We start from the raw sequence: 24,940 nt of genomic DNA on the forward strand, positions 1-24,940 counted from the left end.
CATGAACATGAACGTGGAACTGTCGCCGGCACGGGCGGTGTCGGCGCTCGAGGACCAGCCGCTGCTGCGCCTGGACGGGGTCAGCCGCAGCTTCATGGCGGGCGACCGCGAGTTCCTGGCTCTCAAGGGCATCGACTTGGAGATCCATGCCGGCGAGCTGGTGGCAATCATCGGCGCTTCGGGTTCGGGCAAGTCGACGCTGATGAACATCCTCGGTTGCCTGGACCACGCCAGCGCCGGCAGCTACCAGGTCAGCGGCAAGGAAACCCGCGATCTCGACGACGACGCCCTGGCTGCGCTGCGCCGTGACCACTTCGGTTTCATCTTCCAGCGCTACCACCTGTTGCCGCACCTGGATGCCCTGCGCAATGTCGAGATCCCGGCGGTGTACGCCGGCGTGGCGCAGGCCGGGCGTCATGCCCGGGCGCGGGAGCTGCTGGGCCGCCTGGGCCTGGGCGGACACCTGGCGCACCGGCCCAGCCAGCTGTCGGGGGGCCAGCAGCAGCGAGTCAGTATCTGTCGGGCGCTGATGAACGGCGGCGAGGTGATCCTCGCCGACGAGCCGACCGGAGCCCTCGATACCGCCAGCGGCAAGGAAGTGATGAACATCCTGCTGGAACTGCACGGCGCCGGGCACACGGTGATCCTGGTGACCCACGACCCCAAGGTCGCCGCCCATGCTGAGCGGATCATCGAGGTCAGCGATGGGCAGATCGTCAGTGACCGGTGCACCGGCGCCGAGCCGCCCGCGCCGATCGCTGAGGCGGCGCCGGCCCGCGAGCAGGCGCCACGGCGGCTGGTGGCCAGCCTCGGGTTGTTTCGCGAGGCCTTCAAGATGGCCTGGATCGCCCTGGTCTCGCACCGCATGCGCACCTTGCTGACCATGCTCGGGATCATCATCGGCATTACTTCCGTGGTGTCGATCTCGGCCATCGGCGAGGGCGCCAAGGGCTACGTGCTCAAGGATATCCAGGCGATCGGCAGCAACACCATCGACATCTACTCCGGCACCAGTTTCGGCGACAGTCGGGCCAAGGCCATCGAGACCCTGGTGCCGGCCGACGTGATCGCGCTCAACGAACTCTATTATGTCGACAGCGCCACCCCGGTGATCGGCCAGAGTTCGCTGGTGCGCTACCGCAACATCGACGCCGACGTGCAGCTCAACGGCGTCAGCGAGCAGTACTTCCAGGTGCGCAACATCCCCCTGGCCGCGGGGATCGTGTTCAGCGCGGACGATGCCCGGCGCCAGGCCCAGGTAGTGGTGATCGACCACAACACGCGCAAGCGCCTGTTCGGCGACGGCGTCAACCCGCTCGGGCAGGTGATCCTGGTCGGCAACTTGCCGTGCACGGTAATCGGCGTGACCGCCGAGAACAAGAACCTTTTCGTCGCCGGCAACACCCTGAACGTGTGGATGCCCTACGAGACTGCCGCCGGGCGTGTGCTTGGCCAGCGCCACCTGGACAGCATCAGCGTGCGGATCAAGGACGGCATGCCGAGCAAGCGGGTGGAGGAGGAGGTCAACAAACTGATGCTGCAGCGCCACGGCACCAAGGATTTCTTCACCAACAACCTCGACAGCATCATGCAGACCGTGCAGAAGACCAGTCGCTCGCTGACCTTGCTGCTGTCGCTGATCGCAGTGATTTCGTTGGTGGTGGGGGGGATCGGGGTGATGAACATCATGCTGGTGTCGGTCACCGAGCGCACCCGCGAGATCGGCATCCGCATGGCGGTGGGGGCACGGCAGTCGGATATTCGCCAGCAGTTCCTGGTGGAGGCGGTGATGGTCTGCCTGATCGGCGGCGTAATCGGGATCGGGTTGTCGTACGGGATCGGCTATCTGTTCGCGCTTTTCGTCAAGCAGTGGGAGATGGTGTTTTCACTGGGGTCGGTGGTCACGGCGTTCGTCTGCTCGACCTTGATCGGCATCGTGTTCGGCTTCGTGCCGGCGCGCAACGCGGCGCGGCTGGACCCTATCGAGGCATTGGCGCGGGATTAGGCCTGAAGGCGAGCGCTATATGCATGGCGCTCGCTCCCAAGTGTCCTGCGGGAGACTAGATTTCGGCATACATCCAGCGCATCAGCGAGTGGCGTCCGCTGATGCCCAGCTTGATCGCCGCCCGGCGCAGGTAACTTTCCACCGTATTGACCTTGAGCCGCAGATGCTCGGCCTGCTGCGGCGCCGTGCGCCCGGCCAGCAAACCTTCGCACACCTGCATCTCGCGCTCGGACAGGCGGATGCCGGTCTGACGCAGACGCTCGAGAAAGCGCTGTTCGAGGCTGTCGGGGTCCGCGGGTAGCGGCGCGGCAGGCTGCAGGGCATTGATGTGTTTTTCCAGCATGGGCAGCAGCAAGGGCGAAATGTCCTCCAGGCGGCTGCGATCGGTTGCTGAGAAGCCAGCGCGGGTGTCGGCCCGCAATACCGTGATTTCGTAGCGGAAACCATCCTTGCGCCGGGCCAGGTGCAGGCGCGCCGGATCGTCGAAGCCGTCACCCGTATCGCCGGCGCTGAACACCGTCTCGCTGATCAAGGTCGCGTCTGGCTGGCTGGCGCAAGCCGGGTCGATGCGCAGTTGGCGGATATGCGTGGCATCGATAGTCAGGTGGGTCTGGATCAGGTCGTGCAGGTGCCGGGGGAAATGGCGGCTGCCGGTACTGGCTATGACTTTGCCGATCTGCGGAAAGAGCAGGTGCGAATTCATCGTGTCATCCATGATAGGCGGTGGAACGGAGGCCCTTGCGCCAGCAACCAGCATCCTTGACTGTCGGCCGGGCGATTGGGCTGCTAGCTATCCTAGTACAACGAATCAGTGACGGTTAAATGAAGCGGCGATAATGGCATAACAATATCATGGGTGACGCCAGAGGTGTGTCAAGGCCCGACTCGGGTATGATGCGCATCCCATCCAACAACGAGACCGCCCCATGTCCCTGAGCGCTGAACAGATCGGCGAATTCCGCTCTTTCTCCGAGCAACTGGCCGATGCCGCCGCGGCGGCGATCCAGCCGTACTTTCGCGCCAGCCTGGATGTCGAGGACAAGGGGGGGCGCCTGTACGACCCGGTGACCATCGCCGACAAGGCGGCCGAAGAGGCCATGCGCGCGCTGATCCAGGCCCGCTATCCCACCCACGGCATCCTGGGTGAAGAGCAGGGCGCGGCACTGGGCAGCAGCCCGCTGACCTGGGTGCTAGACCCGATCGATGGCACCCGCGCCTTCATCACCGGCCTGCCGCTGTGGGGCACGCTGATCGCCCTCAACGATGGCACCCGCCCGGTGCTCGGGGTAATGAACCAACCGTTCACCGGCGAACGCTTCATCGGCACCCCGCACGGCGCCTGGCGCAATGACACGCCGCTGAAGACCCGCGCCTGCGCCGACCTGGCGTCGGCCACGCTGATGTGCACTACCCCCGACATGTTCGACACCCCGGCGCGCAAGACGGCGTTCGAGGCGGTCGCTGGCAAGGCGCGACTGATGCGCTATGGCGGTGATTGCTATGCCTACTGCATGCTCGCGTGCGGATTCGTCGATGTGATCGTCGAGGCCAGCCTGCAGCCGTACGATGTGCAGGCGCTGATGCCGATCATCGAAGGCGCGGGTGGGATCATCACCTCCTGGGATGGCGGCTCGGCCCAGGACGGCGGCTGCGTGGTGGCGTGTGGCGATCCGGCGTTGCATGCGCAGGTACTGGCGATGTTGCGTCACGCCATCTGATAGCCCCTGCACGAGACGTTTGCCGTGGACTCAATCACCCAAGCCGTGCTCGGCGCCGCCCTGCAAGGCGCCGTCCTGGGCCGTATCCAGGGCCGCCGTTCGCTGATCTACGGCGCCGCCCTGGGGACATTGCCCGACCTGGATGTAGTGATCCGCTATGCCGATCCGGTGTCGCAGATGACCTTCCACCGTGGCTTTTCCCATTCGATCTTCGTCCTGACCGGCCTGGCCCTGTTGCTGGCCTGGCTGGTCACCTGGCGTTGGCCAGGCCGAGGCTATACCCCTGGCAGGCTGTTCCTGGCCTTCTGGCTGGCGCTGGTCACCCACCCGGTGCTCGATGCCTTTACCGTCTACGGCACCCAGTTGTTCTGGCCCCTGCACCTGACGCCGGAGAGCTGGGCGGCGGTGTTCATCATCGACCCGGTGTATACCGTGCCGTTGCTGCTGGCGGTGGGCTATGCGGCGATCAGGGGCCTGAAGGGCAGGGCGACCGCGATGTTGTGCCTGGCACTGGGATTCAGCACGCTGTACCTGGGTTTTGGCCTTGCCGGGCGCATGGCCGCCGAGCAACGTTTCCACCTGGCCTTGCAGGCTCAGGGGATCGAGGCCAGTGAGGTCCGGGCGGTGCCCATCGCTTTCAACAGCCTGATCTGGCGGGTGCTGGCGAAAACCCAAGACGGCGATTACTACGAGGGCGTGAGCAGCGGGTTCGATCGCGAACCTCCGGAGATGCTGAAGCAGTCGCGCAATCTGCAGGTAGCCAAGGTTCTTGCGGGCGCACCGCTGTACGAGCGTCTGCGCTGGTTCACCGACGACTGGCTGCGCTACGACGTCATTGGTGACTCGCTGGTGGTCACCGACCTGCGCATGGGCATGCCCGGCACCTACAGTTTCCGCTTCGAGATGGCCCGGCGTGACGCTGCAGGGCGATGGACGGTGATCCAGCCCAGGGGCTGGGTTGGTGGCGGTGCCGCTTCCCTGTTCGATGGCGAGCGGCTGGGCTTGATCTGGCGCCGTATCCTCGACCAGCAACCGCCACTGCCACTTGCCGTGTGGGCGGGGCACTTGTAGGCGGCTGGTCGGCGAGCAAAAAAAGCCCGCCGGGTGGCGGGCTACAAGGGCTTAGGGAGCAACACACAACAAATTCGGGGTCAGGCGACCAAGGTCTGGTCGAGCAAGCGGCCGGCCAGGGTCTCGGCGCAGCGGCGGCTGGTCAACGGGCCACTGATGGCTTCACCGTCGCGCAGCAGGTACCAGCAGGCCAAAAGACCTTGTTGGCGCAGGCTGCTGGGGACTGCGCTGCCGACAACGGACATGATCTGGATCGGGGCCATGGTGGATCTCCTCTCGAACATGGCCCTACCTTACCCAGGCGCCTTCGGGGTTTGAAATCAATGTCCTCGATAGTGGTCATTGCTTTTATCAACTATGCCGCTTACCAGCGCGGCGGGCCGTAGTACACCGGCGGCGGGCCGTAATAGCGGCGGTAGACCGGCGGCGGGGCGGGCACATAGCGCTCGACCACGTAGGGCTGGTAATACACCGGCGGTGGCGGCGCCTGTACATAGACCGGTGGCGGTGGATAGTAGGCCGGCTGGCGTTCGACATAGACGGTGCGGTCGTGGCCGCCCGATACGGCCGCCCCGACCACCGCGCCCACCACGGCCGCGCCGATTACCGGCCCCGGGCCGTACCAGCCGCCACCATGGGCCGAGGCTTGCCCGCTGATGGCCAGCGCGCCGACCAGCAGGGCGATTCCGGGGATGAAACGCTTCATGGTGACACCTCGCAAGACAACCCCACGTTCGGGGTCTGTCTACTATGACCGCAGCCTCGGTCAACTGCGCCCTGGCAAAGGGTAAAGGTTGTGTAAGGGGCGACCGGCGGCAGGGTCTGGTACGCTGGCGCAATCGATTCAGCCATGACAGAGGAACCGCGATGAGCCATTCACCGAGCAGGGACACCGTGTTGTGCATTTCCCTGGCCGGGCGCCCCGGTACGTTCGGCGTGCGCTTTCACAACCATCTGTATCAGCAGTTGGGCCTGGACTATTACTACAAGGCCATGACCACCCAGGATCTGCCGGCCGCCGTGGCCGGCATCCGCGCCCTGGGTATTCGCGGTTGTGGCGTATCGATGCCCTACAAGGAAGCCTGCCTGGCCCTGGTGGACGAGGTCGACCCCTCGGCGGCGGCCATCGACTCGGTGAACACCCTGGTCAATACCGCAGGCCATCTGAAGGCCTACAACACCGACTACCTGGCCGTACGGCAACTGCTGGCCGAGCGGCGGATCGACCCGGCGACCGGCTTCGCCCTGCGCGGCAGCGGTGGCATGGCCAAGGCGGTGGCCAGCGCGCTGCGCGACGCGGGCTTTGGCGACGGCATCATTGTCGCCCGTAACGAGCAGGCCGGGCGGCAATTGGCGGATGTCTGCGGCTATCGCTGGCTGCCTGAACTGCAGGACCGTTGCCCGCCGATGCTGATCAATGTCACGCCGATCGGCATGGCCGGGAGCCCTGAGGCCGACCAGCTGGCCTTCAGCGAAACCGCCATCGCGGCGGCCGAGCGGGTATTCGATGTGGTTGCCCTGCCGGCACGCACACCGCTGATCCGCGCCGCCGAGGCGCTGGGCAAACCGGTGATCACCGGTCTCGACGTCATCGCGCTACAGGCGCTGGAGCAGTTCGTGTTGTACACCGGGGTTCGGCCGACAGCCGAACAGGTGGCGGCTGCCGTGGCGTATGCCCGTGAAGGTTGATTGGGTATAGAAGGGTGCCGTATCGCCGGCAAGCCGGCTCCCACACTGTTCGCTTCGCCTGTGAGCGAAGCGCAATCTCTGTGGGTGCTGGCTGCTGGCGTAGGGTTATCAGAACACCCGCTGATCCTTGTCATCCAGCTGCTGGTCAACCAGCGCCCGGCCATGGGCCAGGGACACGTGCTGGGCATTCTCCAGGTCGGCAAAGAACTTCATCGGCATCGATAGTCGCCTGCTGCTGTGGCCGGCAGGGTCGGTGATCACGCAGCCTGCAGCATAGGGCAGGGGCGAGTCGGGGTGGGGCATCACGCTGGCGGTGATGGTGTGGTCGCGGTATTCACAGTGAAGGGTTTGCATTGTCCTTACCTCGCTGTGGCTTGGAACAGGAGTTACTTCCATATACCACAGCGAGGGGCCGGGAGTTCCCGGCCCGACGAGCGCACCTGTGGGTATCAGCCCTTGAGTTCGGTCGGCTGGATGACCTCGACCCAGTAGCCGTCCGGGTCCTTGACGAAGGCCAGGTGGTTCATGCGGCCATCCTGCAGGCGCTTCTGGAACGGGACGTCCAGCGCCTCGAAGCGGGCGCAGGCAACACGTACGTCCGGTACCGAAATGCAGATGTGGCCGAAACCGCGTGGGTCGGTGTTGCCATTGTGGTAGGCGAACTCGGGGTCGTTCTCGGTGCCGTGGTTGTGGGTCAGCTCGAGTACGCCGGGGATCGATTTCATCCACTGATGACGCTCGGCGTCATCGGCAGGAATCTGCGCCGGGTCGACCAGGGCCAGGAAATACAGGCTGAAAGCCGCTTCCGGGAAGTCGCGCTTGTCTACCAGGCGAAAGCCCAGCACGCGCGTGTAGAAATCCAGGGACTTCTCGATGTCCTTCACCCGCAACATGGTGTGGTTGAACACGAATTGGGCGGTGGCGGTATCGGGTTGGGCGGTAACGCCGGGCAGGGTTTGCAGATCGTGCAGGCTCATGGGAACTCCGGAATCAGGGCCTTGAACAGGTTTGCCATGATACGGAAGTCAACCGGCAGCGCAAATGAAAGCGCCCCGCACGAGTGCGGGGCGCCAGAATTAGAGGCCCGCATGTGCGGGCGCGTGATGGGGTCGCTAGTCCTTTAGCTGGTTCGATACTGGGCCTGCGGGTGTGAAAAAAGTGTGAAGCGGGTGTAGAGGTTTCATCAGCGCACCCAACTTTCCACCGTCTGTGCCCCGTACTGTTCCTTCCAAGCCTTCAGCCCGCGGTGGTTGCCGCCTTTGGTCTCGATCAACTCGCCAGTGTGGGGGTTCTCGTACACCTTCACGACCCGTGGGCGGCGTTGCTGCTTGACGGCGGTCGGTGCACGGGTCACGGCTTTCGGATCGAGAATGGCGATGATATCGCGCAGGCTCTTGTCATAGCTCTTCATCAGGCCGACTAGTTTCTGCTCGAATTCGATTTCGCGTTTAAGGCCGGCATCCTTTTTTAGCGCTTCCAGTTGTGCCATTTGTTCCTTGAGCGCTTTTTCGGCAGCACGAAACTCTGCAAGTCTGGACACTGTCATCACTCCTGTAAGTGCCGTGGCTTGGCGTGACGAACATAAACCTGGACTAAACGCCGGCCACGTGGATGGGTATAGCTGTTCGTTGATTGTGAGTGTAGTAGTCGACTGCACGAGGGTAAACAGCAAACTTTTAATGCATTAGCCGGGAACTTTGCAGGTTTCTCGCGCGGTGTTCGACGGGGCCCGGCACAAGGCCTTAGACCATCGTCCCATGGCCTGGACTAGAGCCTTTGGTGGAAAATTACCGATGATGGTCGAGATGTATTCGGCTTTCGCGTAGTGCCGGTGCAGATGACTGCCCGGATGGTTTTTCGTCTTTCTTCTGGATGTTCCCTCGCATGTTTGCCCCTTTCCCCCTCGCCCCCGGGCGCCGAGTTGCCGGCTTGTTCTTCCTGTGTGCCGGTGTCAACGCCCAGGCCGCCGGTTTTCTTGAAGACAGCAGTGCCAAGGTCGAAGCACGCAATGTCTATTTCAACCGAGATTTCCGTGACGGCCACACCACTTCCAAGCAAGGCGCGTCGAAGCGCGAAGAGTGGGCGCAGGGTTTTATTCTCAATGTCCAGTCCGGCTATACCCAAGGCCCGGTCGGATTCGGCGTGGATGCGCTGGGCATGCTCGGTTTCAAGCTCGACTCCAGTCCCGCCGACAGCAATAGCGGGCTATTGCCGTCGTCCGGGCATGATCCACGCCACTCCGCCGACCAGTACGCCAAGATGGGCGTCGCCGGCAAGGTGAAGGTGTCCAGGACGGTATTCAAGTACGGTTCGATGATGCCGGACGTGCCGCTGCTCAAGTACAACGACGGACGCCTGCTGCCGACCATGTTCCATGGTGCCTGGCTGACCTCCGAGGAAGTTCGCGACCTGAAGTTCACCCTGGCGCGTTTGAACCAGTACACCGCACGGGACTCCACCGACCGCCAGGACATCCGCGTGCACTGCAAGAACAAGCGCTATGCCTGCGATATCGAGGCCGACCACTTCGACCTGGCCGGCGTCGACTACCGCTTCAACGACCGTGTCAGCGCGCAGTACCAGGTGTCCAAGCTTGAAAACATCTACCGCCAGCACTTCCTCGGGCTGGTCGCCAGCCAGCCACTGGAAGTCGGAACGCTGTCGGCGGACCTGCGGGTGATCAAGAGCGACGACATCGGTAATGCCCGTGCCGGGCGCATCGACCACCGCGCCTTCAGCGGCATGCTTGGCTACAGCCTGGGTGGGCACAAGCTAAGCGCCGGCTGGCAGCGCATGTACGGCGACAGCGCCATGCCGTACCTAGACGGCACAAACCCCTACCTGGTCAACTATGCCCAGGTCAACGACTTCGCCGCTGCCCAGGAGCGCTCCTGGCAGGTGCGCTACGACTACGATTTCAAGGCCCTGGGCGTGCCCGGCCTGACCTTCTTCACCCGCTACATCAATGGCGACAATGTGAAGGTCCCCGGCAGCAACGCCGAAGGCAAGGAATGGGAACGCGACAGCGAGCTGAAGTACCAGGTGCAGAGCGGCACCTTCAAGGACGTCAGCGTGCGCCTGCGCAACTCCACCTACCGCAGCAACTACGAGAAGTGGGCGCGTGACATGGACGAAACCCGGGTCATTGTCAGCTACAACTTCTCGATCTTCTGACCCGCTTTGCCAAACGGCCGGTGGTCGGTCGACAATGACCACCGGCAACCAGGCAGGGCAGGCGATGAAACAGCTTCTACTGATCGGCATCGGACCGGGTGATCCTCGCCAGGTCACCTACGAGGCGGTGGAGGCGCTGCGGCGCGCCACGGTGTTTTTCGTCCTCGACAAGGGCAGCGACAAGGACGAACTGGTGCACCTGCGCCGGGCCATCCTGGAGCGCTACTTGCCCGAGGGCGGTTATCGTCTGGTGCAAGTCGAGGACCCGCGCCGAGACGGCCAGGCGCCGGACTATGTTGGCGCCGTGCAGGACTGGCATGCCCAGCGCGCCGCGTTGTACGCCCGGCTGATCGAGGATGAGCTGGGCAGCGATGATATCGGCGCGTTCCTGCTATGGGGCGAGCCGGCGCTGTATGACAGCACCCTGCGAATTCTCGACCTGGTACGCGAACGCGGCCTGGCGCTGGCCTTGCAGGTGATTCCCGGCATCAGCAGCATCCAGTTGCTGGCCGCCCGTCACCAGATTCCGCTCAATCGTATCGGCGAGCCGTTGATCGTGCTGCCGGGCCGACGCTTGGGCGAACAGTCGCGGATCGACAATGTGCTGGTGATGCTCGACGGCCAGTGCGCGTTCGCCGCCCTGGATGATCCGCAACTGGTGATCTACTGGGGCGCCTACCTGGGCACGCCGGACGAGCTGCTGGTGAGCGGGCCCTTGCAGGCGGTGAAGGCGCGCATCCTCGAGTTGCGCGATGAGGCGCGGCGGCGCAAGGGGTGGATCATGGATACCTATCTGCTGCGTCGTGAAGAGTAACCCGGGGCAGGTGATTCGAAACGCCTGTCAGGCACTTCAAGGCCGCTGTGGCACCACCGAACTGCCAAAGCTGCTGCCCATGCGCGTCGAGGTCGCCGCCGGTGTCGCCAAGCCCATCTGGTTTGGTGCCCTGCGCTGCATCTGCCTGACCGGGTCGAGCTGATCGCGCAGGCCCTTGGCGGCGCGCGGATCGGCCCCTTGCAACTGTCGGGTCAGACAGTCGTAGGCCAGCGCCCGCGATTGCCCGACCTGCACGTCGATGCAGCCCTTGGGCGGTTCGGCCAGCGCCGGCAGGGCGCAGGTCAGCAGCAGGGGCAAAGTGATCAGCGACAGTCGGGCCATGATGCTTCTCCGTGCAGTCATTCCTTGCGCCAGTCTATCCGCTGCCGGCATGGGACGGGGTGAAGCTTTGATTGCCGCGGCCTGTCACCACAGCGTCATACACAGGCCCCAGGATGACGTTTCCCCGGCGACGGCGGCCAGCAAGGAGGCCTGATCTCCCGTGCGTGCATTGCTTGTGGTCGGCGCGCTGATACTGGCTTGGCTGGTGGCGGCGCCAGGGGCGCGTGGCCAGCCGTTACTGACCTTCGACATACCGGCGCAGGCGCTGGACCGGGCGCTGGACACCTTCGGCCGGCAGAGTGGCCTGGCGGTGCTGGTCGACCAGGCGTTGCTCGCCGGCCAGCGCTCCAGCCTGCTGCGCGGCCGCTACACGGCGCGCGAGGGTTTGCAGCGCTTGTTGCAAGGAACCGGCCTGCAGGCGCGTCACGGCAGCGGTGGATTCACCCTGCAACCGTTGCGCCTGCGCACAACGCCCGGGCGTGGACGCAGTGAAGGCCCGGCGTCGGGCAGTTATGCGGTGGCATTGCAACACGCGGTGGAGCGCGCCCTGTGCGCTTGGCCGTCGACCCGCCCGGGCAGCTACCGGGCGGCCATGCAGGTCTGGATCGATGCCAGCGGGCAACTGGTGCAGAGCCGGCTGTTGGCCTCCACCGGCGACTTCGCCCGCGATGCCGCGCTGGTCGAGCGCTTGCAGGCGGTACGCCTGGAGCAGGCGCCGCCGACTTCACTGGCACAGCCGCTGACCCTGTTGCTGCGCCCGGAACCTATGGATTGCCCTCTTTAGCAAGGAGCTGTGGCGGCATGAACAAACCTCGGGACAGTGCGCTGGTCAAGCTGTTTCTGACCTCCTACGACACCTTCAGGGTCCGCCTGAGGCGCCGGCTTGGCTCGGATGACCTGGCCAACGACGTGCTGCAGGAAACCTACCTGCGGGTGGATCGCATGGACGCCGCGCACGACCTGCACAAACCCGGTGCCTACCTGTACCGCATGGCCTTGAACGTCGCCGCCGACCGCCGCGAGGCCGATGCCCGGCTGCTCACTGGCGCCGAGATCGAAACGCTGCTGCAGGTGGCCGAGGACCAGGACCCGGCTCGCATCGTCGGTGGCCAGCGCGAGATCCAGAACCTGCTGGGCGCGCTCTACGAGTTGCCAGCCCGGCGCCGGCGGATCTTCATTGCCGCGCGGCTGGAGGAGGCCTCGCACCAGGAAATCTCCCAGCGTTTCGGCATCTCCACACGCACCGTGGAAAAGGAACTCAAGGCGGCACTGGGGCATTGCGCGATGCGTCTGGACAGAAAAGTGTTTCAGCGCTTCGGTCCTGGCGCGGGAAAACCGTCTTGAACGATAGTCGACCTCTTCATGTGAGCACCATGCCCCAGATTCCGCCCGATCCCGACTTGCAGCGCCAGGCCCAGGGCTGGCTGTTGCGGCTGACCTCCGGCCAGGCCACCCAGGCCGATGCCCGGGCCCTGCACCAGTGGTGCGCGCGCAGCCCCGCGCACGCCGAGGCGTTCGCCCAGGCGCGTCAGCTCTGGTGTTTGCTCGGGCCTGCGGCGCAACAGGTCAGCCAGGCGCCATCGGCGCCGCAGCTCGGGCGTCGGGCACTCCTGGGCGGGGCGCTGGCCGCGTCGCTGGCGGTGGTTGCCTGGCGTGGCGGCTGGCTGGACGAGGCCATGGCGCCGCCTGCGGCGTTCGCCACCCAGGTGGATGAGCAGCAACGGGTGGAGCTGGCGCCAGGGATCAAGCTGGAACTGAACGTGCGCACGCGCGTCAGCCGCGAGGCACAGGGTATCGCCCTGCTGGCGGGCGAGATCGAAGTGCAGGCCCACCAGCCCATGCAGGTGCGGGCGCAGGAGGGGGTGATCAGTACCGAACAGGCTCGATTCAATGTGCGCGAGGACGACGATGGCGTCTGCGTCACCTGCCTGAGTGGCGAGCTGCGCATCTTTGCCCAGGGCCGGCTCGAGGCGCTGCCGGCCGGCCGCCAGTTACGTTATGGCGCGCAAGGCGTCGGCGTGCCCGAGGCCTTCGACATTGGCCAGGTGACGGCCTGGCGCGAGCGCATGCTGGTGTTCCGTGATGCACCATTGACCCAGGTAATCGACGAGATCAACCGCTACCGCCCCGGGCGCCTGGTACTGCTCAACCCGTCACTGGGGCGCCGCCGGGTGCAGGCGCGGTTCAGTTTCGATCAGTTGCGCCAGGCCGCCGAACTGATCCGCGTCGCCTATGGCGCGCGCTGCCTGGAACTGCCCGGCGGGGTGGTGCTGGTCAGTTGAATGGCCCCAGCACCTGGCGGTAGTGTTCCTCGCCCTGGGGACCGCGCCGGTTCAGGCGCACCTCGAGCCCGACGGGGTTGTCGTCGGCCTCGCTGGCCGGGGAGCGCCAGCCGCCCTTGGCCTGCCAGGTGCGCAGGCTGAATGCGCTGACGTTGTCCAGCACCGCCACCGCGGCTTGCGGCGCGGGCAATGGGAAGCCTTCGCGCAGTGGCGCGGCGGCGCGGTACAAGGTGCTGCCGCGCACATACCAACGCACCCGCTGCAGGCCGCTGCCAGCCACGGCACCGGCGCGCACCAGCTCCAGGCGCTCGGCGCGGGCACGCATGGCGGGCAGCAAGGGCTTGCCCGGCGGCTCGTGGCCGGGCAACACCGGCTCGGCCAGTTCCACCGTGGCACGCAAGGCCAGGTCGCGCTCCAGCTGCTGCAGCACACGCATCACCGCCTGATGCTCATCGCTGGCCTGGCGTAGATGCTGGTCGGCGCGGCTGACGCTGTCCAGGCCACGCCAGGCGATCAGGCTGACCACCGCCATCAGCAGGATGGCGATCATCACTTCGATCAAGGTTAAACCGCGTTGGCGGGTCATGGTTGGCTCACCCGCACCTGCCCGGCGGCGTTGCGCGCCAGTTCCAGGCGCAGCGTGCCGCTGTGCAGGCGCAGTGTCAGGGGGGCGCCGATCCACTCGCCATCGAGCCATACCGCGCCACGGGGTTCGGCCTGCACCTTCACTGTCTCGGCCTGCCAGCGGCGCGGCTTGAGTGGTCCCTCCGCCAGCACCTGGCCATCGGCGCGTACGAAGCGGTAGCCGTCGCGGTCGCTCTGCCAGCGCAGCGGCTGACCGTCGGCCTGGGCTTCGCTTTGCGCCAACTCCAGCAAGCGCGCCAGGCGCTCGCCGTCTGCGCGCAACTGCTTGCCCGGATCGGGGCGGATGTTCAGGCTGATGGCGGCACTGGCGATACCGACGATCACCAACACCACCATCAGTTCTATCAGGGTGAAACCACGTTGTCCGTTCACGGCGCGCTCCTTGTCCTGGCAAGGCAGCTTGCCCGAGCAAGATGATCGGCGTGTGAAACAAAACCGTGAGAATCACCCGGTATGCTTGGGCGCAGGCACACAAGGAGCGCGTGACCATGCGTATCGTTCGTCCCAACTTGTCACTCGGGCTGTTGTTGCAGGCGCTGGGGTTGCTGGTCGCCATGGCCGGGCTGGCGACCTGGGGGCAACTGTTGTGGCCGCCAGCGGCGGGACAGGCCACGGCCCGGGCTGCCGACGCCCCGGTAGTGGCCGAAACAGCGGCCGGGCGATGGTTTGCCGATATTCCCCTGCAGGTGCAGATCCAGGTCAGCGGGGTGATGGCCGGCAGCCAAGGCGCCGTGGCCATCGTCAGCCTTGACGGCGGCCCGGCACGCGCCGTGCGCAGTGGCGAGGAGCTGGCTCGCGGGGTGCGCCTGGTGGCTATCGAGAGGCGCGGCCTGGTGATCGAGCGCGGCGGCCAGCGCAGCCGCGTCGAGGTGCCGGTACTGGCCCAGACGGCGTTTCCGGGCGAGGCGCCTCAGCCTTCGGCGAACTGACGCAAGCGTTCGCCGTCGAGACGATAGCGGATCCACTCGTCCTGCGGCTCGGCGCCCAGAGACTGGTAGAAACCGATGGCCGGCTCGTTCCAGTCCAGCACGCTCCACTCCATTCGCCCACAGCCGTTTTCGACAGCTTCGCGGGCGATATGCCGCAGCAGCTTGCGCCCCGCGCCGTCACCGCGTTGCTGCGGGGTGACGTAGAGATCCTCGAGGTAGATACCGTTGCGCCCCAGCCAGGTGGAGTAGCTGTAGAAATAAACGGCGAACCCGATGGCCTGGCCGTCGCGCTCGCAAATCAGGCTACGCACCGTGCTGCCTGCGTCGAACAGGCTGTGCTTGATGTCGGCGAGGGTCGCCACCACTTCGTGACGGGCGCGTTCGTAGTCGGCCAGCTCGGTGATGAAGGCCAGGATCTGGGCAGCGTCGGCAAGGACTGCGGGGCGGATGGTCACGGGCATGATGGGGCTTCCTTGTGCGGGATAGGTTGCGCAGGCTTCAGTAGTGTCAGGTATGACGAGGGGAGGCCGCCAGGTGTCTGGCGGAAGATTTGCCGCGCTTTGCTGTGACGATGGCGTGGAGGCACGCAATTGAGTGAAACAGAAATGTGTATTCATTCAATTTCGCTTAACTGTACCGGTCATTTCCTACAAGCCTCCGCTACCGTGGCATTTCGATAATCAGAAAAGCCGGAAACCGCCGCCATGCTTGCCTCGCTCGATCTGCTCAGCGCGTTCGTCCTGTTCGCCTTTGTCTCTTCCATCACCCCCGGTCCGAACAACACCATGCTGCTGGCCTCGGGAGTCAACTTCGGCGTGCGTCGGACGATTCCCCACGCGCTGGGCATCAGCGTCGGCTTCATGGTGATGGTGCTGGCGGTTGGTCTCGGGCTTGGCGAGGTGTTCAAGGCCTGGCCACCGTTGTACAGCATCCTGCGCTACGCGGGCGCGGCCTACCTGTTATACCTGGCCTGGAAGATCGCCACCTCCGGGCCGATGTCCGGCGACACCGATGGCAGCCGCAAACCGCTCGGGTTCTGGGGTGCCGCGGCGTTCCAGTGGGTCAACCCGAAGGCCTGGGTGATGGCGATCGGGGCGATCACCACCTACACCCCGGCCCAGGGCTACGTATTCAACGTGATCGTCATCGCCACGGTGTTCGCCCTGGTGAACCTGCCCAGCGTCGGCATCTGGGTGATGTTCGGCAGTGCCTTGCGCAACCTGCTGCGCAATCCGCGCGCGGTGGTGCTGTTCAATGTCCTGATGGCCGTGCTGCTGGTGATTTCACTGTATCCGCTGCTGTTTGTAGAATCGGCGTTTTCCTAGAGCCGATGAGTGCAGTCGATGGAGTTGATTCCCTGGTCCCATGAATGCGCCGAAGGCTTCACCCTGCGCGGATGGCGAACCCCCGCCAGCGGCAGGCCGCTGTTGCATTTTCTGCATGGCAACGGCTTCTGCAGCCTGGCCTACCAGCCCATGCTGATGCGCCTGGGTGAACATTTCGACCTGTGGCTGAGCGATGTCCAGGGCCATGGCGACAGCGACCATGGTGGCGTGTTCCTTGGCTGGAACCGCACCGCAGCACTGGCGGTGGAAGCCTTCGAGGCCGGGCGTGGCGAATACGGCGACGTGCCTCGCTTTGCCTTGGGCCATAGTTTCGGCGGCGTGCTCACCGGCTTGATCCTGGCCGCCGAGCCGCAGCTCTTCCAGCGTGCGGTGTTGCTGGATCCGGTCCTGTTCAGCCGGCGCATGATCGGGGTGATGGGGGCCGCCGCCATGGTCGGCTTGCATCGCCGGCATGCCCTGGCGCGCAAGGCGGCCACCCGCCGCAGTCATTGGCCCGACCGTGAGGCGGCCCAGGCCTCGCTGCAGGGGCGCGGTATCTTCAAGGGCTGGACCGATGCGGCCTTGCAGGCTTATGTGGAACATGCCATCGGCGATTGCGGGGAGGGAGTGGTGCTCAAGTGCCGGCCCAGCCGCGAGGTGGAGATCTTCAGCTCGTTCCCTGAGCGCATGTGGCAGCAATTGAGCCGTATCCAGACGCCGACGCGGATCCTGTACGGCGAGCACACCTATCCGTTCGTGCCGCACTCGGTGCAGCGCCTGGTGGCGCTCAATGGCCAGGTGAGCGCGCAGCAGGTAGCGGGGGGACACTGTTTCATGCAGGAAGATCCGGTAACGGCCACAGAACAGGTGGTCGCTTTCCTGCAGCATTGAAAGTGGTCCGCTCGCAGGGCTGATCTGCTGTCCATTTTGCGACGATTGAAGGTCTGTTCGCGAGCGAACGACAATCTCAGATTCCGTAATCTGGCGCTCCCCCCACCGGATGGAGCCCAGCATGAACCAGGCGGTCAGCCCAGATCCCCAGCTCACCCTCGAGCAAATTGGTACCCGGCGCCGCCAGCGCCTGTTGCGCTTCGGCCTGGCCGGGGGCCTAGGTTTGCTGGTGGCGGCCTATGGCGCCTACTGGTGGCTCGACGGGCGTTTCCTGGAGCAGACCGACGATGCCTACGTGCGCGCTGACTGGGCGCCGATCAGTGCCCGGGTCAGTGGCTACGTGGCCGAGGTGGCAGTGGCGGACAACGCCACGGTCAAGGCCGGCGACCTGCTGGTACGCCTGGACGCGCGCGATTTTCGCGACCGCCTGCGCAAGGCCGAGGCGCACCTGGCGGTGAGTGAGGCGGCGTTGCAGGTGCAGCGTATGCGCCTGCGCGCTTTCGTCGCCGAGCAAGAAGAGCAGACCCACGCCATCGCCCGCGCCGATGCCGAACGCGGTGGTAGCCGAGGCGAGGCGCAGCGGGCCGAGGCCGACTGGCAGCGTTACCAGCACCTGGCGCAATGGCAAGCGGTCAGTGTGCAGCGGATGGAGCAGGCCCGCGCCACCCGCATCCAGTCTCAGGCGCTGCAGCGCGCCGCCGATGCCGAACTGGCCCGCCAGCACGCACGCAAGGCGATGCTGGAGCAGCAGGGCAAGCAGCTGGAGGCCGAGTTGCTGCAGCGCCAGGCCGACCTCGACCAGGCTGCCGCCGAGGCCGACCTGGCCCGCAGCGCCCTGGCCGACACCGAGATTCGCGCGCCCTTCGATGGTGTGGTAGGCCAGCGCAAGGTGCGCCAGCAGCAGTACGTCACCCCCGGCCTGCCGTTGCTGGCCGTGGTGCCGGTAGCGCAGGCGTACGTGGTCGCCAACTTCAAGGAAACCCAGCTGGCGCACATGCGTCCCGGCCAGGCGGTGACGCTGGAGGTCGATACCTTCGGCCAACACTGGCGCGGCACCGTGGACAGCGTCTCGCCAGGCTCCGGCGCCGTGTTCGCCTTGCTGCCGCCGGACAACGCCACCGGCAACTTCACCAAGATCGTCCAGCGCTTCCCGGTGCGTATCCAACTCGACCCAGAGGGCGATGACAGCCCACGGTTGCTGCCCGGCATGTCGGTGATCGCTACCGTCGACACCCGGCAGGCCCGCCATGAGCGCTGAGGACAAAGTCTCCCTGCGGGCCTGGGTGGCGGTGATCGGCGGCTTGTTCGGCTGCTTCATGGCTGGCATGAACGTGCATGTCACCAGCGCTGCCTTGCCCGAGATCGAGGGTGCGCTGGGAGCCAGCTTCGAGGAAGGGTCCTGGATCTCCACCGCCTACCTGGTGGCCGAGATCAGCATGATCCCGCTGACCGCCTGGCTGGTGCAGGTGTTCTCGCTGCGCCGGGTGATGCTGGTGGGCTCAGCGGTGTTCCTGGTCAGCTCGGTGAGCTGCGCCATGGCCGGCAGCCTGGAGGCGATGATCGCCTTGCGGGTGGTCCAGGGCGCCTCGGGCGCGGTGCTGATCCCGTTGTCGATGCAACTGATCATCACCGAGCTGCCGGCCAGCCGCTTGGCCTTGGGGATGGCGCTGTTCAGCCTGTCCAACAGTGTGGCCCAGGCCGCCGGCCCGTCGATCGGAGGCTGGCTCACCGACATGTATTCCTGGCGCTGGATCTTCCTGCTGCAATTGCCTCCAGGGGTGGCGCTGCTGGCGGCGGTGGCCTGGTCGATCAAGGGCCAGGCCGGTGATCGTGGCGCCCTGCGCCGGGCCGACTGGCTGGGTATCGCAGCCATGGCGCTGGGGCTGGGGGCATTACAGGTGGTGCTGGAGGAAGGGGGGCGCAAGGATTGGTTCGAATCGCGCTTCATCGTTGCTTTCAGCATCGTTGCGGTGATCGCCCTGGCCCTGTTCATCCAGCGCCAGTTGTCGGGGGAACGGCCGTTCATCAACCTGCGGCTGCTGGGCAGCTACAACTTCGGCGTGTCGAGCCTGGCCATGGCGGTGTTCGGCGCGGCCACCTTCGGCCTGGTGTTCCTGGTGCCCAACTACCTGTCGCTGGTGCAGGGCTACAGCGCCAGCGAGATCGGCAAGAGCCTGATCGCCTACGGCATGGTCCAGCTACTGCTGGCGCCGCTGCTGCCCCGGCTGATGCGCTGGCTCAACGCCAAGCTGCTGGTGGCCAGCGGCTTCGCCATCATGGCCCTGGGCTGTTGGCTGGGATCGACGCTGACAGTGGACTCGGGCAGTAATGTGATCATCCCCTCGACCGTGGTGCGTGGCATCGGCCAGCCGTTGATCATGGTGGCGCTGTCGGTGCTCGCGGTGAAGGGCCTGGACAAGGCCCAGGCCGGCTCGGCCTCGGCGCTGATCTCGATGCTGCGCAACCTCGGCGGCGCGCTGGGCACGGCGTTGCTGACGCAACTGGTGTCGCAGCGCGAGCGTTTTCATTCGGTGCGGGTCGGCGAAGGGCTGACGCTGTTCGACGGCGCGCTGCAACAGCGCCTGCCGGGTGGCATGGTCGACCCGCAGTCGCCGCAGGTCATGCAGACCCTGGCGTTGATAGACCAGAGCGTGCGCGAGCAGGCGTACCTGATGGCCTATTCGGATGCGTTCTACCTGTCGTGTGTGGCGCTGCTGGCCTGCGCCGCAGCGTCGCTGCTGCTGCGCAGCCGGTGAGCTTTACGGCTGGCGTTCGGCCACGGCGCGCAGGGTGCGCAGGGTGACCATCGGCGCATCCACCACGAAGCGGTTGGCCAGCCAACCCGGCACATCACCGGCCGGGTCGGCACGCAGCTGGTAGGTGACCTCGGTATCGCGCTCGCCCAAGGGGCGCATGATCCATTCGCCGCTGAGCCGGCGCACACGGATCAGCCCGGGTTCGGTCGGCACCCGCCCGGGCTCGGCGCTCAGGTGGCGCACCAGGGAGTCGTCGTCCAGGCGCTCGGTACGCACCTTGAGCACCATGTCCCTGGGCTTGGCCGGCCAGGGCAGGGCGGTGGTCAGGTAGACCCAGGTGGTATCGCCGTCCACTTCCAGCAGACGCATGTCGGCGCAGGCGTACAGCCATTTGCAGGCCACGCGCAGGTTTTCCTGCAGGTCGCTCAGGGTACGGACGCTAGCCTTGATCCGGGCGACGCCGCGAAATTGCTGGTAGGCCGAACCGTTGACGCTTGCCAGGTAGACATCGATGCCGTCTTCCTGATGCGCGAGTTGCCAGTCGTCTGCCCACGGCAACGCGCCCGGCAACAGGAGCAGCAGGGCAAGTAGAGGGCGATGGAAGGTCATGGCGGGAGGCCGGGAAGGGGCGGTCCGCTCAGTATGGCTCAAGACTGCAGGAGCGGCGGGCTGCCGCTCCTGCAAGGTCATCAACGCTGCGGGTTGAGCGTCAGGTGCACGTGACGGTTGACGTCCTTGTACAGCAGGTAGCTGAACGGGCCCGGGCCGCCGGAGTAGCAAGCTTGCGGGCAGAAGGCGCGCAGCCACATGAAGTCACCGGCCTCGACCTCGACCCAGTCCTGGTTCAGGCGGTACACCGCCTTGCCTTCCAGGACGTACAGGCCGTGTTCCATGACGTGGGTCTCGGCGAACGGGATCACGCCGCCGGGCTGGAAGGTCACGATGTTCACGTGCATGTCGTGGCGCATGTCGGCCATGTCGACGAAACGGGTGGTCTTCCACGCGCCTTCGGTGCCCGGCATCTCGATGACGGTGGCATTGTCGCGGTGGGTGACGAAAGACTCGGGTACCGGCAGGCCCTCGACTTTCTGGTAGTGCTTGCGCAGCCAGTGGAAGGTGACGTTGGCCTTGCTGTTGTTGCGCAGGCTCCAGTCGGCGCCGGGTGCGAGGAAGGCATAGCCGCCCGGCACGAGGGTGTGGTGCTTGCCTTCGACGGTTACGTCGATCTCGCCTTCGACCACGAACAGCACCGCTTCGGCGTTCGGGTCCAGTTCAGGACGCTCGCTGCCGCCTTCGGGGGCGACTTCGACGATGTACTGAGAGAAGGTCTCGGCGAAACCGGTCAGTGGGCGGGCGATTACCCACATGCGCATCTTGTCCCAGAACGGCAGGTGGCTGGTGACGATGTCACGCATCACGCCCTTGGGGATCACGGCATAGGCTTCAGTGAACATGGCACGGTCAGTCAGCAGCTCGGTCTGAGCCGGGTGCCCACCGTGGGGGGCGAAGTAGGAAGGTTTCGACATTAACGGTCTCGACTTTGTTGTTCTCTCCCCATGCCTTGGACCACACCGGCCGGTGCGTGCAGGGGATGCCGGGACAGCATAGGGGGCGAGCGCTGTCATCCACAAATTAAATGTTGAAATACACGGTATCCATTTCTTGAATGACATGTGTAGAGAATCGCCTGGAAATCTTGGCGTCGACATTTTTTTCACATCACCTTGCTAGCATCGCCCGCACTTTCCAGGAGCCGACTTGATGATGCATGTGCTACGCAAACGCGGTGTTCGCCTCGCCCTGGCGTCCTCCACGGGCCTGGTGGCCTGTGCCTTGGGCTTTTTCGCCTGGCAGACCTTCTACCCGGTGCAGGCCGCCGAGGGCTGGAACGTGCAGGTACTGCACAACTCGGTGACCCGGGCCGCTTCGCTGCTGCCTCAGGCCGACGGCAGCCTGCTGGTCAGTCGCGAGCTCAACGGCGGCAAGGGCAGCATCCTGCGCATTACTGCCGAGGGGGACCGGATGGTAGTGCTCGAAGGCTTGTCCAAGCCTGACGGCATGGTCGCCGTCGACGGTGGCTGGGCGTTCAGCCAGGAGGTCGGCGGGGCACCGGTCAGCATGTCGCGCGATGGCCAGGTCAGTCAGCTGTTCGACGGTAACAATGTGCAGGGGTTGTATAACGATGGCCTGCACCTCTACGCCATTGAGGACCGCAAGGGGGATGGCCGGTTGATGCGTTATGACTGGCAGAGCGGCGAGCTTGATGTGTTGCGTTCGGGGCTTACCGAAACCGAGGGCCTGACCCGTTGCGCCGACGGGCGCCTGCTGTATACCGAAAAAGCCACCGGCAAGATTCGTGCGCTGAGCGAAGGCGGAGATGACCCGGTGGTGATCGAAGGTCTGCGCAACCCGACCTTCCTGCTCTGCGACCAGCGCGGGCTGTGGATCAGCGAGGATTCGAGCCATCGTGCGCGGCTGTTGCGTATCGATGGTGACGGTACGCGCCGCACGGTTCTCAGCTACTTGAAGGCGCCGCAGGCCATCGTCCCGGATGGCAAGGGCGGATACCTGCTCGCCGAGGGCGGCCGCGACCGGGTGCTGCGCCTGACGCCACCGGCCAAGGCCAAGACTGCGCAGGCCGAAGCCTCGCCGCGGGTGCCTGAAGCCTGAGTCATACCCCTTACAGCTTTTGTAATAGTTTTGCGCTATCGGAAAATTCTGCTTCGATAGTAGGATCGTCGTCCCTAATTGTTATCAAGGTCCCTATGAGCACCTTCGCGGAGCCCCCCAGTCCTTGGCCGTCCCGGCCATCCTTCCCCCGTCCTCGTGACGCATCCCCAGTGAGTACCTGCTAATGGAATGGCTAGCCGACCCCACGGCCTGGCTGGGCCTGTTGACGCTTATCGTCCTCGAGCTGGTGCTGGGTATCGACAACCTGGTGTTCATCGCCATCCTTGCCGACAAGCTGCCGCCACACCAGCGCGACCGTGCGCGGGTGATCGGCCTGTCGCTGGCGCTGATCATGCGCCTTGGCCTGCTGGCCAGCATCTCGTGGATGGTGACCCTTACCGCGCCGCTGATCGAGGTGTTTGGCAAGACCTTCTCCGGCCGCGACCTGATCATGCTGTTCGGTGGTGTGTTCCTGTTGTTCAAGGCCACCATGGAGCTGCACGAACGCCTCGAGGGCCATGTTGCCCAGAGCGGCGGCGTGACCCGCCATGCCGCGTTCTGGCCGATCGTGGCGCAGATCGTCGTGCTGGATGCGGTGTTCTCTCTGGATGCGGTGATCACGGCCGTGGGCATGGTCGAGCATCTGTCGGTGATGATGATCGCGGTGATCTTCTCCATCGGCATCATGATCGTCGCCAGCAAGCCGTTGACCCGTTTCGTCAACGCCCACCCGACAGTGATCATGCTGTGCCTGGGCTTCCTGATGATGATCGGCTTCAGCCTCACTGCAGAAGGCCTGGGCTTCCATATCCCCAAAGGCTACCTGTACGCGGCCATCGGCTTCTCGTTGCTGATCGAGCTGTTCAACCAGCTGGCCCGTGCCCGCCGCAAGCGCAGCGTGCAGCAGCACCGGCCGCTGCGTGAGCGTACCGCCCATGCCGTGCTGCGCCTGATGGGCGGGCGCCGGGTGGAGGCTGACGAGGTGGGCGAGGAAATCGCCGACCTGGTCGAGGGTGGCGAAGAACAGGTGGTGTTCGACCGTCGTGAGCGGGTGATGATCAGCGGTGTGCTGAACCTGGCCGAGCGGCCGATCCGCACGGTGATGACGGCACGCGCCAAGGTCGATGCCATCGACCTGTCACAGCCGGCCGAGGCGATTACCCAGGCATTGGTCAATTCGCCATACTCGCGCCTGCCACTGATCCGTGACGGCCATATCGAGGAACCGCTGGGCTTCGTGCACAAGAAAGAGCTCCTCAAGGAACTGCTGTCCGGTAGCCAGCCCGACCTGCAAGCCCTGGCTCGCGCGCCACTGAACCTGTTGGAAAGCTTCAGCATTCTCAACGCCCTGGAGCAGATGCGCGGGCAGTCGACGCACATTGCCTTCGTGGTCAACGAGTTCGGTGACTTCACCGGGGTGTTGACCATGACCGACATTCTCGAGTCGATTGCCGGCGAGCTGCCGGACGCGAGCGAGGTGGAAGGACCGGGGGTGATCGAGGAGGCAGGCAGCTTTGTTGTCAGCGGCGCCTTGAACCTGGCCCAGGTCCAGGCGCGCACCGGTTTTGCCGCCCGTGCCACCGAGGATTACCAGACCCTGGCGGGCCTGGTCATGAGCCTGCTGGACCGCTTGCCGGTGGTGGGTGATCACCTGGCCTGGAATGGCTGGACCATGACCGTGGTGGCGGTGGAGGAGCGCCGGGTCCGGCAGGTGCGCCTTACACCGAACGGCGACGCTGGCGCAGCAGGTGCTTGAAGCCTTCGAGCACCAGCACCAGCACGGCGGCCCAGATCGGCAGGTAGGTCAGCCACTGGTCGGGGCCGATGGTCTCGCCCAGTAACAAGGCCACGCCGACCAGCAACACCGGCTCGACGTAGCTGAGCAGGCCGAACAGGCTGAACGGCAGCAGGCGGCTAGCCAGCACGTAGGCGATCAGGGCGCAGGCGCTGATCGCCCCGAGCAACGGGATCAGGCCGTACAGCCCTGGATGTTCGGCCAGATCGGTTGGCGATAGCGGGCCCTGGATGACGAAATACAAGGCCCAGGGAAGTAGAAGGCACATGTCGCACCACAGGCCGCCCAGGTGGTCGGTGCGGCAACGCCGCCGCAGGACGAAATAGATCGGGTAGCCGATCATCACCAGCAGGGTTTCCCAGGCGAAGCTGCCGTGCTGGTAAAGTTCGTGGCCAACTCCAAGCGCGGCAAAGCTCACTGCGACCTTCTGCAGGCGCGACAGGCGTTCGCCATAGACCACCCGCCCGGTCAGCACCATGGCCAGCGGCAGCAGGAAGTAGCCCATCGATACCTCCAGGCTGCGCCCGTGCAGCGGGGCCCAGAGGAACAGCCACAACTGCACGCCCATCAACCACGATGTGCCGACCATGCCGAGCAACAGCAATGGTGTGCGGCGCACCCGCCCGAACAGCTCACCGACCCGCTGCCAGTCCCTGGATGCCAGCATGAACAGCGTCAGGCAGGGCAGAGTCAGTAGGGTCCGCCAGCCGAAGATTTCCTCGCCATCCAGGGGCTTCAGGAAGGAGGTATAGAAGTACATCACGGCGAACAGACAGGACGCCATGACCGACGAAACAATGCCTTTTGACACGAATGCCTCGAAAACGGGTAAGT

Annotated in this window: 29 protein-coding genes; 16 read left to right on the forward strand and 13 right to left on the reverse strand. The window is 65.2% G+C overall.

The window, feature by feature from the left end; translation table 11 throughout:
- Window position 1: 1 nt before the first annotated feature.
- On the forward strand, window positions 2-2,005 hold the full coding sequence (locus tag LU688_RS13375) for a MacB family efflux pump subunit (RefSeq protein ID WP_094012108.1): 2,004 nt from the start codon (window positions 2-4) through the stop codon (window positions 2,003-2,005).
- A 55-nt stretch (window positions 2,006-2,060) separates the two neighbouring features.
- Here the strand turns inward: LU688_RS13375 and LU688_RS13380 are convergent, their stop codons facing one another.
- Window positions 2,061-2,708: a helix-turn-helix transcriptional regulator gene (locus tag LU688_RS13380; protein WP_023632066.1), complete on the reverse strand. Its 648-nt coding sequence runs from the start codon at window positions 2,706-2,708 to the stop codon at window positions 2,061-2,063.
- A 223-nt stretch (window positions 2,709-2,931) separates the two neighbouring features.
- On the opposite strand from LU688_RS13380, the gene hisN reads away from it, so the two are divergent.
- Both hisN and LU688_RS13390 read left to right on the forward strand, forming a co-directional pair.
- The gene (gene hisN, locus LU688_RS13385; protein WP_160290708.1) at window positions 2,932-3,723 is read left to right on the forward strand and encodes a histidinol-phosphatase; all 792 of its coding nucleotides are present in this window, start codon (window positions 2,932-2,934) and stop codon (window positions 3,721-3,723) included.
- A gap of 24 nt (window positions 3,724-3,747) precedes the next feature.
- Entirely contained in the window at window positions 3,748-4,794 is a 1,047-nt protein-coding gene (locus LU688_RS13390; RefSeq protein WP_160290707.1) for a metal-dependent hydrolase, read from the forward strand.
- A gap of 80 nt (window positions 4,795-4,874) precedes the next feature.
- Here LU688_RS13390 and LU688_RS13395 read toward each other — a convergent pair whose 3' ends face one another.
- Window positions 4,875-5,057 (reverse strand): hypothetical protein, encoded by a 183-nt coding sequence (locus LU688_RS13395; RefSeq protein WP_023632068.1) that lies wholly within the window; start codon window positions 5,055-5,057, stop codon window positions 4,875-4,877.
- Between the two features lie 101 nt (window positions 5,058-5,158).
- The gene (locus LU688_RS13400; protein ID WP_038706052.1) at window positions 5,159-5,500 is read right to left on the reverse strand and encodes a hypothetical protein; all 342 of its coding nucleotides are present in this window, start codon (window positions 5,498-5,500) and stop codon (window positions 5,159-5,161) included.
- A 161-nt stretch (window positions 5,501-5,661) separates the two neighbouring features.
- Here LU688_RS13400 and LU688_RS13405 point away from each other — a divergent pair, with 161 nt between their 5' ends.
- Entirely contained in the window at window positions 5,662-6,483 is an 822-nt protein-coding gene (locus LU688_RS13405; protein WP_160290706.1) for a shikimate 5-dehydrogenase, read from the forward strand.
- Between the two features lie 108 nt (window positions 6,484-6,591).
- Here LU688_RS13405 and LU688_RS13410 read toward each other — a convergent pair whose 3' ends face one another.
- From LU688_RS13410 to LU688_RS13420, 3 genes are all read right to left on the reverse strand, one after another.
- On the reverse strand, window positions 6,592-6,837 hold the full coding sequence (locus tag LU688_RS13410) for a hypothetical protein (protein ID WP_023630255.1): 246 nt from the start codon (window positions 6,835-6,837) through the stop codon (window positions 6,592-6,594).
- A gap of 95 nt (window positions 6,838-6,932) precedes the next feature.
- A complete protein-coding gene (gene gloA, locus LU688_RS13415; protein WP_023630254.1) occupies window positions 6,933-7,460 on the reverse strand; it encodes a lactoylglutathione lyase in 528 nt (175 codons plus the stop codon).
- Window positions 7,461-7,666: 206 nt separating this feature from the next.
- On the reverse strand, window positions 7,667-8,023 hold the full coding sequence (locus tag LU688_RS13420; RefSeq protein ID WP_031314950.1) for a histone-like nucleoid-structuring protein, MvaT/MvaU family: 357 nt from the start codon (window positions 8,021-8,023) through the stop codon (window positions 7,667-7,669).
- Window positions 8,024-8,367: 344 nt separating this feature from the next.
- On the opposite strand from LU688_RS13420, the gene LU688_RS13425 reads away from it, so the two are divergent.
- Both LU688_RS13425 and cobF read left to right on the forward strand, forming a co-directional pair.
- Window positions 8,368-9,657, forward strand: coding sequence for an OprD family porin (locus tag LU688_RS13425; protein ID WP_160290705.1), 1,290 nt, complete (start codon window positions 8,368-8,370; stop codon window positions 9,655-9,657).
- A gap of 64 nt (window positions 9,658-9,721) precedes the next feature.
- A complete protein-coding gene (cobF, locus tag LU688_RS13430) occupies window positions 9,722-10,471 on the forward strand; it encodes a precorrin-6A synthase (deacetylating) (protein WP_160290704.1) in 750 nt (249 codons plus the stop codon).
- Window positions 10,472-10,507: 36 nt separating this feature from the next.
- Here the strand turns inward: cobF and LU688_RS13435 are convergent, their stop codons facing one another.
- Entirely contained in the window at window positions 10,508-10,813 is a 306-nt protein-coding gene (locus tag LU688_RS13435; protein ID WP_232888229.1) for a hypothetical protein, read from the reverse strand.
- A 160-nt stretch (window positions 10,814-10,973) separates the two neighbouring features.
- Here LU688_RS13435 and LU688_RS13440 point away from each other — a divergent pair, with 160 nt between their 5' ends.
- The 3 genes from LU688_RS13440 to LU688_RS13450 are packed head-to-tail and all read left to right on the forward strand — an operon-like array spanning window position 10,974 to window position 13,095.
- On the forward strand, window positions 10,974-11,597 hold the full coding sequence (locus tag LU688_RS13440) for a secretin and TonB N-terminal domain-containing protein (RefSeq protein WP_232888228.1): 624 nt from the start codon (window positions 10,974-10,976) through the stop codon (window positions 11,595-11,597).
- A 17-nt stretch (window positions 11,598-11,614) separates the two neighbouring features.
- Window positions 11,615-12,157 (forward strand): RNA polymerase sigma factor, encoded by a 543-nt coding sequence (locus LU688_RS13445; protein WP_046855432.1) that lies wholly within the window; start codon window positions 11,615-11,617, stop codon window positions 12,155-12,157.
- 29 nt (window positions 12,158-12,186) lie between these two features.
- Window positions 12,187-13,095, forward strand: a complete 909-nt coding sequence (locus LU688_RS13450) for a FecR family protein (protein ID WP_094012114.1) — start codon at window positions 12,187-12,189, stop codon at window positions 13,093-13,095.
- Here the strand turns inward: LU688_RS13450 and LU688_RS13455 are convergent.
- Together LU688_RS13455 and LU688_RS13460 are read right to left on the reverse strand one after the other, a co-directional pair.
- A complete protein-coding gene (locus LU688_RS13455) occupies window positions 13,088-13,681 on the reverse strand; it encodes a type II secretion system protein GspJ (RefSeq protein ID WP_160290702.1) in 594 nt (197 codons plus the stop codon). The genes LU688_RS13450 and LU688_RS13455 overlap by 8 nt on opposite strands.
- Window positions 13,678-14,112 (reverse strand): GspH/FimT family pseudopilin, encoded by a 435-nt coding sequence (locus tag LU688_RS13460; RefSeq protein ID WP_094012116.1) that lies wholly within the window; start codon window positions 14,110-14,112, stop codon window positions 13,678-13,680. The genes LU688_RS13455 and LU688_RS13460 overlap by 4 nt, the downstream gene beginning before the upstream one ends.
- 116 nt (window positions 14,113-14,228) lie before the next feature.
- On the opposite strand from LU688_RS13460, the gene LU688_RS13465 reads away from it, so the two are divergent.
- Complete coding sequence (locus LU688_RS13465; RefSeq protein WP_052062196.1) at window positions 14,229-14,669, forward strand: general secretion pathway protein GspC; 441 nt, start codon at window positions 14,229-14,231, stop codon at window positions 14,667-14,669.
- Here LU688_RS13465 and LU688_RS13470 read toward each other — a convergent pair.
- The gene (locus tag LU688_RS13470; RefSeq protein WP_023631011.1) at window positions 14,651-15,130 is read right to left on the reverse strand and encodes a GNAT family N-acetyltransferase; all 480 of its coding nucleotides are present in this window, start codon (window positions 15,128-15,130) and stop codon (window positions 14,651-14,653) included. The two genes, LU688_RS13465 and LU688_RS13470, sit on opposite strands and share 19 nt — an antisense overlap.
- A 243-nt stretch (window positions 15,131-15,373) precedes the next feature.
- On the opposite strand from LU688_RS13470, the gene LU688_RS13475 reads away from it, so the two are divergent.
- The 4 genes from LU688_RS13475 (at window position 15,374) to LU688_RS13490 (ending at window position 19,641) form a co-directional block, all read left to right on the forward strand.
- Window positions 15,374-15,994: a LysE family translocator gene (locus LU688_RS13475; RefSeq protein WP_104443928.1), complete on the forward strand. Its 621-nt coding sequence runs from the start codon at window positions 15,374-15,376 to the stop codon at window positions 15,992-15,994.
- Window positions 15,995-16,012: 18 nt separating this feature from the next.
- Window positions 16,013-16,885: an alpha/beta fold hydrolase gene (locus LU688_RS13480; RefSeq protein ID WP_104443927.1), complete on the forward strand. Its 873-nt coding sequence runs from the start codon at window positions 16,013-16,015 to the stop codon at window positions 16,883-16,885.
- A gap of 121 nt (window positions 16,886-17,006) precedes the next feature.
- Window positions 17,007-18,143, forward strand: coding sequence for an HlyD family secretion protein (locus tag LU688_RS13485; RefSeq protein WP_038706059.1), 1,137 nt, complete (start codon window positions 17,007-17,009; stop codon window positions 18,141-18,143).
- Window positions 18,133-19,641 carry an MDR family MFS transporter gene (locus LU688_RS13490; RefSeq protein WP_110605727.1) on the forward strand — a complete coding sequence of 503 codons (1,509 nt, stop codon included), beginning with the start codon at window positions 18,133-18,135 and terminating at the stop codon, window positions 19,639-19,641. The genes LU688_RS13485 and LU688_RS13490 overlap by 11 nt, the downstream gene beginning before the upstream one ends.
- 3 nt (window positions 19,642-19,644) lie before the next feature.
- Here the strand turns inward: LU688_RS13490 and LU688_RS13495 are convergent, their stop codons facing one another.
- Window positions 19,645-20,250, reverse strand: a complete 606-nt coding sequence (locus tag LU688_RS13495; RefSeq protein WP_038706061.1) for an START domain-containing protein — start codon at window positions 20,248-20,250, stop codon at window positions 19,645-19,647.
- 80 nt (window positions 20,251-20,330) lie between these two features.
- Window positions 20,331-21,167, reverse strand: a complete 837-nt coding sequence (locus tag LU688_RS13500; protein ID WP_023630973.1) for a bifunctional allantoicase/(S)-ureidoglycine aminohydrolase — start codon at window positions 21,165-21,167, stop codon at window positions 20,331-20,333.
- 235 nt (window positions 21,168-21,402) lie between these two features.
- Here LU688_RS13500 and LU688_RS13505 point away from each other — a divergent pair, with 235 nt between their 5' ends.
- Both LU688_RS13505 and LU688_RS13510 read left to right on the forward strand, forming a co-directional pair.
- Window positions 21,403-22,311: an NHL repeat-containing protein gene (locus tag LU688_RS13505; RefSeq protein ID WP_160290701.1), complete on the forward strand. Its 909-nt coding sequence runs from the start codon at window positions 21,403-21,405 to the stop codon at window positions 22,309-22,311.
- 184 nt (window positions 22,312-22,495) lie between these two features.
- Complete coding sequence (locus LU688_RS13510; RefSeq protein ID WP_038706062.1) at window positions 22,496-24,067, forward strand: TerC family protein; 1,572 nt, start codon at window positions 22,496-22,498, stop codon at window positions 24,065-24,067.
- Here LU688_RS13510 and rarD read toward each other — a convergent pair.
- Entirely contained in the window at window positions 24,030-24,917 is an 888-nt protein-coding gene (gene rarD, locus LU688_RS13515) for an EamA family transporter RarD (protein WP_110605738.1), read from the reverse strand. The two genes, LU688_RS13510 and rarD, sit on opposite strands and share 38 nt — an antisense overlap.
- Between the last annotated feature and the right edge of the window lie 23 nt (window positions 24,918-24,940).

The organism is Pseudomonas soli, assembly GCF_021283165.2.
In the GTDB taxonomy this organism is placed as follows: domain Bacteria; phylum Pseudomonadota; class Gammaproteobacteria; order Pseudomonadales; family Pseudomonadaceae; genus Aquipseudomonas; species Aquipseudomonas soli.